This window comes from Desemzia sp. FAM 23988, assembly GCF_045528365.1.
Classification (GTDB): domain Bacteria; phylum Bacillota; class Bacilli; order Lactobacillales; family Carnobacteriaceae; genus Desemzia.
Window position 1 is genome coordinate 15940 of the sequence record NZ_JBGQQS010000012.1, and the last position, 14724, is coordinate 30663.

The 14724-nt window shown below is 38.1% G+C and carries 12 protein-coding genes, 1 pseudogene and 1 other annotated feature; of the genes and pseudogenes, 11 read left to right on the plus strand and 2 right to left on the minus strand.

Going from position 1 to position 14724, the window contains the following annotated elements; all coding sequences use genetic code 11:
- Nucleotides 1-3: 3 nt before the first annotated feature.
- On the minus strand, nucleotides 4-1434 hold the full coding sequence (locus ACEN4L_RS08135) for an ABC transporter permease (protein WP_407097513.1): 1431 nt from the start codon (nucleotides 1432-1434) through the stop codon (nucleotides 4-6).
- A gap of 108 nt (nucleotides 1435-1542) precedes the next feature.
- Nucleotides 1543-1826 (minus strand) — a binding site (T-box leader).
- Nucleotides 1827-2050: 224 nt separating this feature from the next.
- Here ACEN4L_RS08135 and ACEN4L_RS08140 point away from each other — a divergent pair.
- The 10 genes and pseudogenes from ACEN4L_RS08140 to pcp form a co-directional block, all read left to right on the plus strand.
- Nucleotides 2051-2878: pseudogene (locus ACEN4L_RS08140) on the plus strand (ABC transporter ATP-binding protein); the annotation flags it as partial.
- Nucleotides 2879-3796 (plus strand): ABC transporter ATP-binding protein, encoded by a 918-nt coding sequence (locus ACEN4L_RS08145; RefSeq protein WP_407097529.1) that lies wholly within the window; start codon nucleotides 2879-2881, stop codon nucleotides 3794-3796.
- Nucleotides 3797-3953: 157 nt separating this feature from the next.
- Nucleotides 3954-4334 (plus strand): VOC family protein, encoded by a 381-nt coding sequence (locus ACEN4L_RS08150; RefSeq protein WP_407097512.1) that lies wholly within the window; start codon nucleotides 3954-3956, stop codon nucleotides 4332-4334.
- A 177-nt stretch (nucleotides 4335-4511) separates the two neighbouring features.
- Complete coding sequence (licT, locus tag ACEN4L_RS08155) at nucleotides 4512-5351, plus strand: BglG family transcription antiterminator LicT (protein WP_407097511.1); 840 nt, start codon at nucleotides 4512-4514, stop codon at nucleotides 5349-5351.
- Between the two features lie 162 nt (nucleotides 5352-5513).
- Nucleotides 5514-7460, plus strand: a complete 1947-nt coding sequence (locus ACEN4L_RS08160) for a beta-glucoside-specific PTS transporter subunit IIABC (protein WP_407097510.1) — start codon at nucleotides 5514-5516, stop codon at nucleotides 7458-7460.
- 87 nt (nucleotides 7461-7547) lie between these two features.
- Nucleotides 7548-8969: a glycoside hydrolase family 1 protein gene (locus ACEN4L_RS08165; RefSeq protein ID WP_407097509.1), complete on the plus strand. Its 1422-nt coding sequence runs from the start codon at nucleotides 7548-7550 to the stop codon at nucleotides 8967-8969.
- 144 nt (nucleotides 8970-9113) lie between these two features.
- On the plus strand, nucleotides 9114-9257 hold the full coding sequence (locus ACEN4L_RS08170; RefSeq protein ID WP_407097508.1) for a hypothetical protein: 144 nt from the start codon (nucleotides 9114-9116) through the stop codon (nucleotides 9255-9257).
- A 158-nt stretch (nucleotides 9258-9415) separates the two neighbouring features.
- Complete coding sequence (locus ACEN4L_RS08175; protein ID WP_407097507.1) at nucleotides 9416-10120, plus strand: DUF969 domain-containing protein; 705 nt, start codon at nucleotides 9416-9418, stop codon at nucleotides 10118-10120.
- A 3-nt stretch (nucleotides 10121-10123) separates the two neighbouring features.
- Nucleotides 10124-11047, plus strand: coding sequence for a DUF979 domain-containing protein (locus ACEN4L_RS08180; protein ID WP_407097506.1), 924 nt, complete (start codon nucleotides 10124-10126; stop codon nucleotides 11045-11047).
- Between the two features lie 315 nt (nucleotides 11048-11362).
- Complete coding sequence (gene pcp, locus ACEN4L_RS08185; RefSeq protein ID WP_407097505.1) at nucleotides 11363-12010, plus strand: pyroglutamyl-peptidase I; 648 nt, start codon at nucleotides 11363-11365, stop codon at nucleotides 12008-12010.
- A gap of 763 nt (nucleotides 12011-12773) precedes the next feature.
- Here the strand turns inward: pcp and ACEN4L_RS08190 are convergent.
- Nucleotides 12774-13025, minus strand: coding sequence for a helix-turn-helix domain-containing protein (locus ACEN4L_RS08190; protein ID WP_407097504.1), 252 nt, complete (start codon nucleotides 13023-13025; stop codon nucleotides 12774-12776).
- A 189-nt stretch (nucleotides 13026-13214) separates the two neighbouring features.
- Here ACEN4L_RS08190 and ACEN4L_RS08195 point away from each other — a divergent pair, with 189 nt between their 5' ends.
- On the plus strand, nucleotides 13215-14648 hold the full coding sequence (locus tag ACEN4L_RS08195) for a SulP family inorganic anion transporter (protein ID WP_407097503.1): 1434 nt from the start codon (nucleotides 13215-13217) through the stop codon (nucleotides 14646-14648).
- Nucleotides 14649-14724: the final 76 nt, after the last annotated feature.

Below are 14724 nucleotides of genomic sequence, written 5' to 3' on the forward strand. Positions count from 1 at the left end.
CTTTCATCGTCCGCTTTTGATCCGGGAACGAATTCTTGGATCAATAAAACTGTAAAGTAAGTCAATAAATACGTTGACGATGGATAAGATAATCGCGATATAAACGACCCCACCCATAACACTTGGAATATCTGGGACAAATTGTTTGTCAACGATGTAGCTTCCCACACCATTGATGTTAAATACTTTTTCCGTAACAGAGGAGCCGCCAAGCATGCCGCCAAATTGTAAACCAATGATGGTCACGATAGGAATCAAAGCATTCGGTACAGCATGTCGAAGAATGACTCTTCTATTTGAGAGTCCTTTTGCTCGGGCTGTCAAAATGTAATCCTCATTGATGACCTCCAGTGTCGATGAACGAGTCATACGAGCGACGGAAGCCATCAGGCCGGTTCCAAGAACAACGGCTGGCATAATAAGAGAAGCGATGTTGTCTGCATTGTAAGTAGCCGGCAGCCAACCCAAGTTAATGGAAAAGGTTAAAATAAAAATCAATCCTTGCCAGAAACTAGGAATGGATATTCCAATCAAAGCGATTAACATGAAAAGGTGATCGAAAGTTGTATCGGCTTTAACCGCAGCATAAATTCCAGCAGGGAAAGCAACTGCAATGGAAAGTATCAAAGCAAATAAGGTCAATTGTAAAGTGACAGGAAAGCGGCGCATGATGGTTGTTACGACACGCTCATTTCCTTCAAAAGCATTGCCTAGATCAAACGTAAAAATACCTTTGATGGTTCGGCCTAATTGAGTTAGGTAGGGGTCATCCAACCCATGAACAGCATTAAAATTAACGATTTGTTCAGGTGTCGCTTGTTCCCCTAAAATATTCGTCGCTGAATCGGAAGGCGACAAATACAATAATGTAAAGACAATAATGGTGACTCCGATAATAACGAACACCATCATAACTAAACGATTAACGATGTAGCGCAAAGTAGGAATGGATACGACCAATAATAGAAAATACATAGGAAAACCTAGAAGTAAAGACAGTACAAACCAAAGAGGTTGTTCTAACCAGTGTGCGGTTTCATTCAAGAAAATCGGCTGCTCGCGGTTTGACTCTTTGTAGTAAGCTTCCACGCGTTCCTGTGTTTCTTTCTGGTAACCCACTCGATAAAGTTCGTTGACCTTTTTTTCCATCTGTGCTTGTGAGCTATGTTGTTTCAGAAAAGCAACCTTCCGTTTTTCCTGGGCCTGCAGCTTGTCTTTTAAAGATGTTGCCGCGCCGCTTTCTTCAAATTCAGTTTTGATTTCATGCTCCACAGTGCGTTTTTCAAACGGTTGGCTTTTTAGTAAGTAGCGGATGAGCACAAGAAGCTGAAAAGGGAAGCTGAGTAAACATAATCCTAAAGCGACAAAGGGTTGCTGTGAAGCTTCCTTATAAGATTGACTGACTTTTTGCAGCCAGTTTGATTTGGTGTGCATGCTATTTCCTCCTTCCAGTTATTTTAGTTGTCAAAGATTCGTTAGACATGTTTTCTGAAAAATATACAAAAAAAGCCCTTAAATGACTCTTCATCGAATGAAGAGCTATTTAAGGGCAAAATGCACTATTTTACGGTTCCACCTTAATGGGTACGAAGAAAAAAGAACTGCCATTCTTGTTTTCTTTGTATGCTTGATTCGGTACGGCGCCATATCATTCAGACGGGTATACCGATTTGCTGTAACGGGCAACCCCGATATGATCTAAAGAATCATTCCCTCAACCATACAACTCCAAGATGCACTTCCAAGTTTTCTTCTAGATCCCTTTCCACCAGACGGGACTCTCTATACTATCATCCAACTTGTACTTTTCTTTTCATAGTTTTTCAGATGTGTTCAATTGTCTAACTAGCCATAAGTATAGCAAACGCTTTTATATTCGTCAAGCGAATATGAAAAAAACTTTTATTTAGTAAGTAATAAGCAAAAGAGGTTTATTTTTCAATTGAATCGTGTTACATTGCTAAGCAAAAGAACTGCCGTTCAGCACTGGAATCCATTTTATGGGTATCATTTTTCTTGGTTTCGGTTAAAAATAGTAAAGGAGTCAATTATGGAAACTCTATTGAATGTAACTAATTTGTCTGTCTCTTTTACGACAGGCAGCAACACACAGCAAGTCACATCTGAAGTTTCTTTCTCAGTTCAAAAAGGAGAAACGATTGGAATTGTTGGCGAATCTGGCAGTGGAAAAAGTGTAACGGCTCGCTCTATTATGGGGCTGTTAGCCCCAAACGCATATGTTCATCCTGAGAGCAATATTGTATTTATGGGAAAGAACTTACTTAACATGACTGAACGAAAAATGCAGGAAATACGTGGGAAAGATATCGGGATGATCTTTCAAGATCCGATGACTTCATTGAACCCAACGATGACAGTTGGCAGCCAAATTACGGAGACTCTTCTTTTTCATGAAAAACTATCAAAAAAAGAAGCAGAAGCCCAAGCAAAAGATATTATGCGTCATGTTGGAATAACTGATGTAGATGTGCGGTACAAACAATACGCCCATGAATTTTCAGGCGGTATGCGTCAAAGGATGATGATTGCTTTAGCGTTAGTCTGCAAGCCGGCATTATTGATTGCAGATGAACCGACAACAGCGTTGGATGTGACCATTCAAGCACAAATTTTAGATTTACTGAAAGAGGTTCAAGAGAAATTTGGGACAGCGATTATTTTGATCACTCATGATTTTGGCGTTGTGGCAAATATGTGCGACCAAGTCCTTGTTATGAAAAACGGGCAAGTAGTAGAAACGGGCGAAACAAAAGACGTTTTTCAGCACCCAAAAGAAACGTATACTAAAATGCTTCTAGCAGCCATTCCAAATTTGCATAAAGAAAAGACAGCACAACAGAAGAAAAAACTTGCAGAAATCCATTCAGGAAAACGAGAAAAACTCCTTGAAATATCTCATTTAGAAAAGCATTTCCCATTAGGCAAAACAGGTCTGTTGAAAGCTGTGGATGATATCAGCTTTGCCATTTACGAAGGAGAAACTCTAGGCTTAGTTGGAGAGTCGGGTTCTGGAAAGTCTACTACTGGGCGAACGATTCTTCGTTTACATGAAGCGACTGGCGGAGAAACTTTGTATAAAGGCTTTGACTTGTACCATCTGTCTCCAAAAGAATTAAAAACCATGCGCAAACACATGCAGATTATTTTTCAAGATCCTTACGCTTCCTTAAATCCACGAATGAAAATTCAAGATATTATTGGAGAAGCTTTGGATATTCACCACTTAGCAAAAAATAAGAAAGAACGAAATGAAAAAGTAGCAGAATTGCTGCGTTTAGTTGGGTTGGATGAAATATTTGCACAACGTTACCCACATGAATTCTCAGGAGGGCAGAGGCAGCGGGTTGGTATTGCGCGCGCTTTAGCAGTAGATCCTGCATTTATTGTGCTCGATGAGCCATTGTCTGCTTTAGATGCTTCTATTCAAGCTCAAATTGTGGAACTTTTAGAAGAGTTACAAGAAAAATTAGGATTGACCTATTTGTTTATTGCCCATGATTTAGCCATGGTCAAACAGATATCAGATCGAGTAGCTGTGATGTACAATGGCCAAATCGTAGAGCTGGCGGATGCGGAAGAATTATTTTCTAACCCTATTCATCCGTATACGAAAAAATTGTTGTCGGCTATTCCAGTTCCAGATCCAGTTTATGAGACTTCTAAAAAAATGACGAGTTTAGTGACCGATGAAAAAGCTGACTTTTATCCGAAAAATAGTGTCTTTAAAGAAGTTGCCGCTCATCATTGGGTAGCACAAACAGCTGAAAGGGAATAAAATGGCTAGATAGATATGAGGTTAAGCAACAAGAAAAAATGGTCCGCTCTAATCATCAAAGAAGATTGTCGTTGTTTTCTAACAAAAATCAGCGATAATTTTTTTGGAGCGCTTTCTTATATGAAATTAAAAATCAGGATAAAGGAGAGGTGTCGGCATGCACATCGAACATATAGCACTATGGGTAAAAGATTTAGAAGTAACAAAAGATTTCTACTGCAATTATTTTGGAGCTGTTTCAAATGATGTTTACTACAACCCTACAAAAGGATTTAAATCTTATTTTCTAACATTTGCGGAAGGTGCTCGATTGGAATTGATGACGCGTACAGATGTGACAGAAGCTCATGAACCAGCAATGTTAGGATGGGCACATCTGGCGATTTCAGTAGGCAGTAAAGAAAAAGTAGATCAACTGACAGAACAATTGATCCAAGACGGCTACCGCTGCCAAGGACAGCCACGCACAACAGGCGATGGTTATTATGAAAGTGTGATTGAAGACCCTGAAGGAAATTGGATAGAAATTACAGTGTAAAAAAACAAAATTAAATAAATAAAGAAAGGGCTTGCATGACTAAAATTCTTGTGCTATTATTCAATTAAGGATTGTTACTGGTTGTGCAGGCAAAACCTAGATTGCTACGAAATGATAATGTTTTGTCATTTGGTATCAGTTTAGGTTTTTTTATTTGGAAGGGGGGATGTTCTCTGCATGCGAGTCAAAAAAGTATTTAATAATAATGTAGTGCTTGCAGCAACAAACGAACAATCCGAATTGATCGTCATGGGAAAAGGAATCGGCTTTCAAAAGAAATCCGGAGATGATATCGAAGAAGATTTTATTGAAAAGAAATTTGTCATCCAAGAAGACGAGCCGGCAGACCATTTAAAGGCTGTCTATCAAAATCTTCCCGTTGAAGAGTCAGATGCTGTTTTCGCCATTATTGTGAAGGCTGAACAAGATCTGCAGCAGACTTTCGAGTCAAATGTCTATCTGACATTGGCAGATCATATTCACTATGCTATCCAAAGAACGGCTGAGGGAATCAATTTGAAAAATCCTTTGGCTTGGGAAGTAAGACGATTTTATCGGAGAGAATACGAATTAGGGAAAGAAAGTTTAGCTATTATTGAAAAATATACCGGCACAATGCTAGATGCAGATGAAGCAGCTTCGATTGCCTTACATTTTGTCAATGCTCAAAAAGAAGGGCAAATGATTGAAGAAACGATCAAAGTAACACGAATTGTACAAGACATATTAAATATCGTTCGCTTGCATTTTGGAATGGTCTTTAATGAAGATTCTATCTCCTATAATCGTTTTTTAACTCATTTGCAGTACTTCAGCCAACGGGTAGTTTCCAAAGAAACCTACCAAACTTCTCAAGATACCTTTTTGCTTGAACAAATTAAAGCTAATTATCCGGAGGCATTAAACTGTACAGAAAAAGTAGCTGTTTATATTGATGAAAGTTATCAGTTCAAAGTCTCTCCAGACGAAAAAGTCTACTTAACCATTCACATTCATCGAGTAGTAAACCATATCTAATTAAATACACATCTGATCTTAAAGGATTGTTACTGTTCAATCAGGCAAAACCTAAGCAGATAGCACAATGGAGTAAGGGAAACTGCGCTCATTCGTTGCTATCCGTTTAGGTTTTTTATTTTCAATAAAATAAAAAAATAGAGAAAAGAAAGAGGGATTCAAATGAAATACGAAGATTTAGCAAAAGATATCTTAGAACACGTTGGCGGCAGCGAAAACGTAAATAGTCTTCATCACTGTATTACGAGACTTCGTTTCAAATTAAAAGACGAAAGTAAAGCAGATACGGAGTATTTGAAAAAGCAAGAAGGAATTGTAACCGTTATTAAAAGTGGTGGTCAATACCAAGTGGTTATTGGAAATCATGTACCTGATGTTTATAATGCAGTTGTTAAAGTGGGAAATTTGAGTGATGGAGGAGAAGTTCCTGCTGATGAGGAAAAAGGAAATATTTTAAACCAGTTTATTGATATCGTTTCCAAAATTTTCCAACCTATCTTAGGTCCGTTAGCGGCTGCTGGGATGTTAAAAGGGTTAGCGGCAGTCTTAGTGGCAGCTGGAGTTGCGTCTACTAGTGGAACGTATCTATTGATCCAAGCTGCTGGAGATGGTTTATTCCATTTCTTACCGATTTTTCTTGCTTATACGGCAAGTAAACGTTTTGGGTTAACTCACTTTACTGGTATGGCAATAGCAGCTGCGATGCTTTATCCAAGCTTGGCTGTTCCAACAGATATTGCACCATTGTACACATTATTTGGAGGCACTATTTTTGAATCTCCAATCTATCTGACGTTCTTGGGGCTTCCAGTTATTTTAATGAGTTATGCATCTTCCGTCATTCCCATTATTTTAGCCACTTATGTAGGGTCAATTGTTGAAAAGTGGGTAAAACGTGTCATCCCTGATGTAGTGAAATTATTCTTAGTACCGTTTTTCACTTTATTGATTGTTGTACCAGCAGCTATTTTGGTCATTGGACCTATCGCGACTTGGTTATCTACATTGGTTGGAGCGAGCGTTTCAGCTGTTTACAATTTAAGTCCAATTGTGGCAGGAGCTATTATGGGAGGATTTTGGCAAGTACTCGTTATGTTCGGATTGCAATGGGGTCTTGTGCCAATTGCGATTAACAATATAGCGACAACTGGATTTGATACTTTCCTTGCTACTACTGCTGGAGTTTCATTTGCTCAAGTTGGAGTTATTATCGCCATATTATTGAAGACTAAGGAAGCAAAAGTGAAACAATTGAGTATCCCAGCGATTATTTCGGGAATGTTTGGTGTAACAGAGCCAGCTATTTATGGGATTTCGTTACCAATGAAAAAACCATTTATATTAAGTTGTATTGCAGGGGGAGTTACGGGTATGTTGGCCGGATTCTTCCAATTAACAAGTTACACAATGGGAGGGTTAGGAATATTCTTACTTCCGTCAGCTATTGATCCATCTGGTGTCAATAATTTCAATATTGTGGAACTGCTTATAGTTATGGTAGCTGGTTTAGTTTTGGGATTCTTATTCGTATACTTTACAAAAATACCTACTTTATATGAAGATACAGTTAGTGAAACAGCAGAAGTATCAGTAAATGATGCATTGGCATCGTCCGTTTCAGGATCAGCTTCAAAAAACATTGAAAATGCAACACAAAAGGATTTGATCGCTAGCCCCATGACTGGAGAAGCTGTTGAATTAGCTACTATACAAGATGAAGCTTTTGCAACAGGCGCTTTAGGCAAAGGGATCGCGATTCAACCGATTGATGGAAAAGTATATGCTCCAGCTAATGGAACAATCACTATTTTATTCCCAACGCTGCATGCGATTGGAATCACAACAGAAAATGGAACAGAAATTTTGATTCATGTAGGAATGGATACGGTTCAATTAGAAGGAGAAGGTTTCACCTCTCATGTGCAACAAGGAGACAAAGTGATTGCAGGGCAATTATTGTTAACTGTCGATTTAGAAGTTATACGGAATAAAGGTTATGAGACCGTCACTCCAGTTATTGTAACCAACACAAATGATTATATGGATATTTTATCCACCAAAGATACATCACTAACAAATGGAGATTATTTATTGTCGATTGTGGGTTAATGTGTTTTTTGATGGAAAGGTTAGTAGAAGAAAGAGGCAGTTCATTAGTGATACAATCAAAAAAAGAGTTCAGAGAGGAAGAAAAAAATGGTAAACGAATTTCCAAAAGGATTTTTATGGGGTGGCGCAACAGCAGCCAATCAATATGAAGGTGCTTATAACGTTGATGGAAAAGGCCTTTCAGTACAAGACGTGACTCCAAAAGGCGGTTTTGGTCCTATTACTGATGGACCGACTGAAGATAATTTGAAATTAGAAGGTATTGATTTCTACCATCGTTATAAAGAAGATATTGCGTTATTTGCGGAAATGGGCTTTAAAGTCTATCGGACTTCAATTGCTTGGTCGCGTATTTTTCCTAATGGAGATGAGAGTGAGCCAAATGAAGCAGGTCTAGCTTTTTATGATAAAGTTTTCGATGAATTACACAGATATGGTATCGAGCCGTTAGTAACGTTATCTCATTACGAAACACCATTGCACTTGGCAAGAGAATACGATGGTTGGGCAAACAGAGACTTAGTTGGTTTTTATGAAAAATATGTACGGACTGTATTTAACCGATACAAAGATAAAGTAAAATACTGGCTGACATTTAACGAGATCAATTCGGTTTTACATGCGCCATTTATGAGCGGTGGCATTGCTACGCCACCTGAAGAATTGTCTAAGCAAGACTTGTACCAAGCGGTTCACCATGAATTAGTAGCGAGTGCTTCAGCTACCAAAATTGCCCGGGAAATAAACCCTGAGTTCCAAGTAGGGTGTATGGTTCTGGCTATGCCGACTTATCCAATGACACCAGATCCAGATGATGTGGTAGCTGCATTGAATGCAGAACGCCAAAATTACTTGTTCTCAGACATTCATGTACGCGGAACATACCCTGGTTACATCAAGCGCTTCTTCCGTGACAATAACATTGAGATTCATTTCGAGGCAGGAGATGAAGAATTGTTGGCTGAAAATACCGTTGATTTTATCTCATTTAGTTATTATATGAGTTCAACAGCGGCAGCGGATCCTGAAAAATACAATCAAGGAGAAGGAAATATTCTCGGTGGAATCCTCAATCCTCATTTAAAAGCTTCCGAATGGGGCTGGCAAATTGACCCTAAAGGATTATATATTGTCTTAAACGAATTTTATGATCGCTATCAAAAACCGTTATTTATTGTGGAAAATGGTCTAGGTGCTGTCGATGAATTGATCACAGATGAAAACGGCAATAAAACGGTCAACGATGATTACCGTATCGATTATATGAATGACCACTTAGCACAAGTTGGTGAAGCGATTGAAGACGGCGTAGAAGTAATGGGATATACTTCTTGGGGCTGTATTGATTTAGTGAGTGCTTCAACTGCAGAGATGAAAAAACGTTATGGCTTTATTTATGTGGATCGTAATAATGATGGTACAGGAACGCTGGATCGTTACAAGAAGAAGAGTTTCTATTGGTACAAAGATATTATTGAATCAAATGGAGCAAATTTAAGAGCTGAATAAAAAATAGAAACCAGTTTGCAGATTCCAATCTGCAAGCTGGCTTTTTACTGTAAAAGAAGCTGGTTTTGCTGGTTTATTTTGAAAGCGAAAAAACATGAAATTTAAAAACCCGATTATCAGCGAATTTTATCCAGATCCAAGAATTTGCAGAGTGGAGAATGCGGTTTGTTGTCAAAAGAAGTTGCAGGCGGATTTACAAGGAACGTTTTTGGTCTATATGTCACAGGAAATGGTGATAGGAGTTTGAATAAGGCTTTTTTCAATTGGTTTGATTATAAGGGTCTCTAATTAAAAAAGAGTCAATTATTTATCATACAAAAAAGCAGGAAGTGGTTTCGCTTACATCGAAAAAGGCCTTGCAATGATTCTCATTTAGAATTAATCTAGATATTAACGCACATTTAATGTTGTGAATAAAATTGTTAAAAAAGGAAGAAGTGATACAGTTGGAAATAATTAAATTGATCGGTATTGTCATTATTGTTGTTGGTTTTATTTTTAAATTTGATACCATAGCTGTAGTTTTAGTTGCAGCACTTGCAACAGCTTTAGTTTCAGGAATCTCATTTACAGAATTCCTAACATTATTGGGAGAGGCATTTGTATCCAATCGGTTAGTAACATTATTTTTACTGACATTGCCAATGATCGGAATGACGGAACGTTTCGGATTGCGTCAACAAGCTGTTAAATTAATTGAAAGAATCAAAGGTTTGACCCCAGGCCGGATGCTGTCTCTTTATATGGTGATTCGTGAGATGGCTGGTCTGTTCTCTATTCGTATGCAAGGACACACACAATTTATTCGTCCTTTAATAGAACCTATGACACAAGCTTCAGCCGAAGCAAAATATGGAGAAGTTAATGAAGAAGATAAAGAACGCATCAAAGCTCGTTCAGCAGCTACTGAAAACTTCGGAAACTTCTTCGCTCAAAATACGTTTATTGCAGCTTCAGGAGTATTGTTGATTACAGGTACGATGGAATCTTTAGGTTATAACATTTCTGCAGTTGCAGTAGCTCAAGCCTCTTTCCTGATCGCTATTATTGCGTTGGTTCTTGTAGCTGTTTCAAATGTTCTATTTGATAAGAAAATGGCTAACAAATATGGGAAGAACCCCACTAAATCATCTAAAAAAGGAGATGAGTAATCGATGGAAACATTAATCAATAATTTATTGGAATTTTTCTTTATCTTAACTGGATTCTTGCTGATCTATACAGCAGGATCAGTATTTATGGATAAAACTCATCCCACAAGATTGGGTACAACTTTATTTTGGCTGCTATTAGGTGTAATATTTGCATTAGGGAATTTTATCCCTTATGTTCTTAGTGGGATTATGTTGTTGGTCATCGGAGTATTGACGCTCTTCAAACAAGTTAGGATTGGACACATTCGTCCTATTGAAGAAGTGGAAGCAGAAAAAGCCAGTGATCGCATTGGAAATATGATTTTCGTTCCGGTTATCGCTTTAGCTGCAATAGCAGTAGGAATCGCCCAATTTACTCCGCTTGGCGGACAAGTTGGGATCGGTATTGGAGCTGCTGGTTCTTTAGTGATTGGTATGTTCATCACTCAAGCAGGACCAAAAACTGTCATGGATGACAGTAATCGTATGATTCAACAAGTAGGAACAACGGGGATCTTACCTCAACTGCTTGCAGCTCTTGGTGTGATCTTTACAGCTGCCGGTGTTGGTGAAGTGATTGCCGGGGGAATTTCTACTTTCCTTCCAGAAGGAAATCGTTTCTTAGGCGTTGTAGCGTACTGTTTAGGTATGGTTATTTTTACGATGATTATGGGAAATGCTTTTGCAGCCTTTACAGTCATCACAGCAGGAATCGGTATTCCGTTTGTGATTGCTCAAGGTGCTGATCCTGTTATCGCTGGAGCTTTAGCAATGACAGTTGGTTTCTGTGGAACCTTGATTACTCCAATGGCAGCCAACTTTAACGCATTACCAGCAGCCTTATTGGAAATGAAAAATGAAAATGGCGTTATCAAAGAGCAATCACCAATGGCCATTATCATGATTGTAGTCCACATCGCATTGATGTACTTCTGGGCATTTTAAAAACAGGATGCGGAGGTCGCTGTTCTGGCCCGACAGGAAAATCTATTCTCTTTTTAGAGGACGCTCTTGGTCCTCAAAAAAGAGAATGATTTTACCAAGAGCCAAGCGACCGCAGCTCAACTAAACAGGATGCGGAGAGGCCTTGGGAACAATGAAGCAAAAACAGTAAATTTTGAATGGGGTGCTTTTTACCCCAATCAGAATTTATCTTTTTTGCAAAATTGCTAGGCCTCGTAGCTCTACTAAAAACAGGATGCGAAGAGTCTTTATAGTTCAACTTTCAAAAATTAAAGTAAATAGAAAGGATTTTAGAATATGAAAATTTTAGTAACAGGTTTTGACCCATTTGGCGGAGAAAAAATCAATCCAGCTTTAGAAGCTGTAAAAGGATTAGCAGATACAATCAACGGTGCAGAAATCAAAAAATTAGAGATCCCAACAGTCTTCGGAAAATCGGCTGATGTTGTAAAAGCAGCTATTGAAGATTTTAAACCGGATTATGTATTGAATATTGGACAAGCTGGAGGAAGATTTGCTATTTCTCCTGAACGTGTAGCAATCAATGTAGATGATGCACGTATTGCCGATAACGAAGGCAATCAACCAATCGATGTGGCCATTAAAGAAGATGGAGAATCAGCTTACTTTACTCAATTGCCTGTAAAAGCCATGGTAACAGCTATTAAAAAAGCTGGTGTTCCAGGAGAAGTCTCCAATACAGCTGGAACATTTGTCTGCAACCACATCATGTACCAAGTGCAATACATGATCCAAAAAAACTACCCTGAAATCAAAGGTGGTTTCATCCACGTTCCATTCATCCCAGAACAAGTTGTGGATAAAGCAGGACAGCCGGCAATGAGTTTATCAGACATGACTAAAGGACTTACAGCAGCCATCGAGGCTATCGTTGAATTTGATGGCAAAGCAGACTTGAAACAAGTTGGCGGAGCGATTCACTAAGAGAACACTACAAGTTTTTAGAACCACTTCCACATTTTTCTAACAAATGTGGAAGTGGTTCTTTAGTTTTAATGTACTGGTTAAAACCTAATAGAATTAAAGCCCTTAGCGATTCTAAAACAGTTGACGTTAGTAAGTAAAAACTAATTTTCTTCGTTAAAAGCTGCTCGAAGTAGGACATCAATGAGCCTGAGACAGCCAATAGTACTGTTGTTTTTGTTTATTCTTCAAGTGAGGCTTCATTTTATGTTCACTTGAAGAATAAATACCGTTTACTAGTCAAGTGAGAACTTAATTGAACGCCACTTGATAAATAAGTCCAGTTTATTCTTCAAGTCGCGAATCATTCACTTCTCACTTGAAGAATAAACTTTGTTTACTCCTCAAACAAAAGTCTTTATTCAATGTGAATAGAGACTTCCGTTTGAGGAAGCCAGTAAATTGTATGACCATGTTCGAACAAAAGCAAATTGGCTGGTTGAAATCCGGTTAAACACCGAACTCAAACCAGCCAATCAGCTGCATAATAAAAAAACACACTTTTAAGGGGACAGCACCAAGTTTTTCCCACAGCTTTCCATGAGCAATCTCATAGGGCAAAGGAAATTACTTTATTAACGCTAGAAAATGAAGAACTCTCTTAGCAGAGGAAGACCTTTTAAAATCTTTTTACAACATGAGCTGGGTACTACAGATAAGGCTGTCTAAAAAAGTTGGAATCCGGTTAGACTAATCCGGTTAGAAAAGTCATTAACTTATACTATTATTCTTCGGGCAAATGCCTAATTTGAGTAATCAGTTTTTGTTCAACTGGGCTTAACTTTGAATTGAAAAATTCAGAAAGGGCTACGCCTAAAACTTTACAAATATGTGTGAGTGTTTTTAGGGACAATTTCGTTGTATTGTTTTCGATCGCTGAAACAAAAGACGGAGAAACAGCGATTTGTTCTGATAATTCCTTTGTTGTCATACCACTTAATTTTCGTAGTTCTTGAATTCTGTGTCCTATATCCATTTTATCCTCCTTCATCTTCATATAGAAAGCTTTCTTTAAGCGTCGAGACCTATTTTAGTTGGCATTACAGCATAAAGAAACCTATGAGTTGTTTTGTAAACCTATAGATAAATTTTTATTTTATTATTTTCATCTACATGTTAATATTATTCGATATGAGTTTTTAAGAATTTGAAGAGGACGGTATTTATGCAAAAGTATAAAAAAGAATGGTTTGGTAATGTTAAAGGGGATATTTTAGCGGGAATTGTCGTTTGTTTAGCTTTATTCCCCGAAGTCATCGGCTTCATGTTGGTTGCGGGTGTAGAGCCCATTGTCGGGGTCTACGCAACCTTCTTTATTACAGCTGCTGCTGCATTCTTCGGTGGTCGGCCAGGGATGATTTCAGCTGCTGCAGGGTCAGTTGCATTAGTGTTGGCTCATTTAGTTGCTGAGTATGGGGTAGAATACCTTTTTGCTGCAACTATTTTAGCCGGAATTATACAGCTTGTATTAGGTTTGTTTAAGGTAGGAGAACTAATGCGCTACATTCCTAAGCCTGTTATGCTTGGTTTTGTAAATGCTTTAGGGATCATGATGTTCTTGTCTCAGTTGGATCATTTCAAAGGAGGCCCCATCTTACTAGTACTTGGAGTGATTGGGATTGCTATTATATTTTTAGCTCCTAAACTAACGAAAAAAATTCCTGCACCTATTATTTCAATTGTAGTCATTACAGCTCTCGTACTAGGATTGGATTTGAATGCACAATTATTAGGTGATCTAGGGTCTATTTCAAGTGAGTTGCCTAAATTTGGTATTCCAAGTGTGCCAATAAATGTAGAAACAGTGAGAATCATTTTACCAACTGCACTTTCGGTAGCTATTGTCGGTTTAGTAGAATCTTTATTGACCGCACAATTAGTAGATGAAATGACAAATGAACCAAGTGATAAAAACCGTGAGTCTATGAGTCAAGGGATTGGAAATATGCTATCTGGTTTCTTTGGTGGTATTGCTGGATGCGGTATGATCGGTCAAACCATTATTAACCTTAATTATGGTGGGATTGGTCGTTTAGCTACTTTCTTGTCTGGTTTTTTCATGTTGATGTCCGTAGTCTTATTCAATGAAGTAGTGTCAGCCATTCCAGTAGTAGCCTTGGCAACGGTAATGGTAGTCGTAGCTTTTGAAACCATTGACTGGAGATCGATTAAACGTTTGACTGTTATGCCCAAAGATGACAGTTTGGTTATGATTTTAACCGTGGCGATTGTATTAATTACACATAATTTAGCCTATGGTGTAGTTGCTGGAACCTTAGTCAGTGCTGTCTTTGCAGCCTTTAAAATGACGCATCTTCAAGTAGAAAAAGGTACAGAACAAGATGAGTATCATTATAAGGCACACGGGCATCTTTATTTCGCATCAGCGGAGAAGTTTTTAGACTTTTTTGTCCGTGACTTTGACCATGAAGGTGAATTAATTATCGATGTTAGTGCGATGACTTTATGGGATTCAACAGCTGTCGAAGCGATTGATAAATTAATCAGTAAAAACAAAGAATCCGGTGTAACTTTTATTAATGCGGATAATCAAAGCAAAAAATTATTTCAGAAGAATTCTACTCATAAGATGAAATAGTATTAGAGATAGGACCTCTGCAAAGGGATCTTTTTTATCTTATCATCAGTGATATATTTAGTAGAATCAAGTAGTT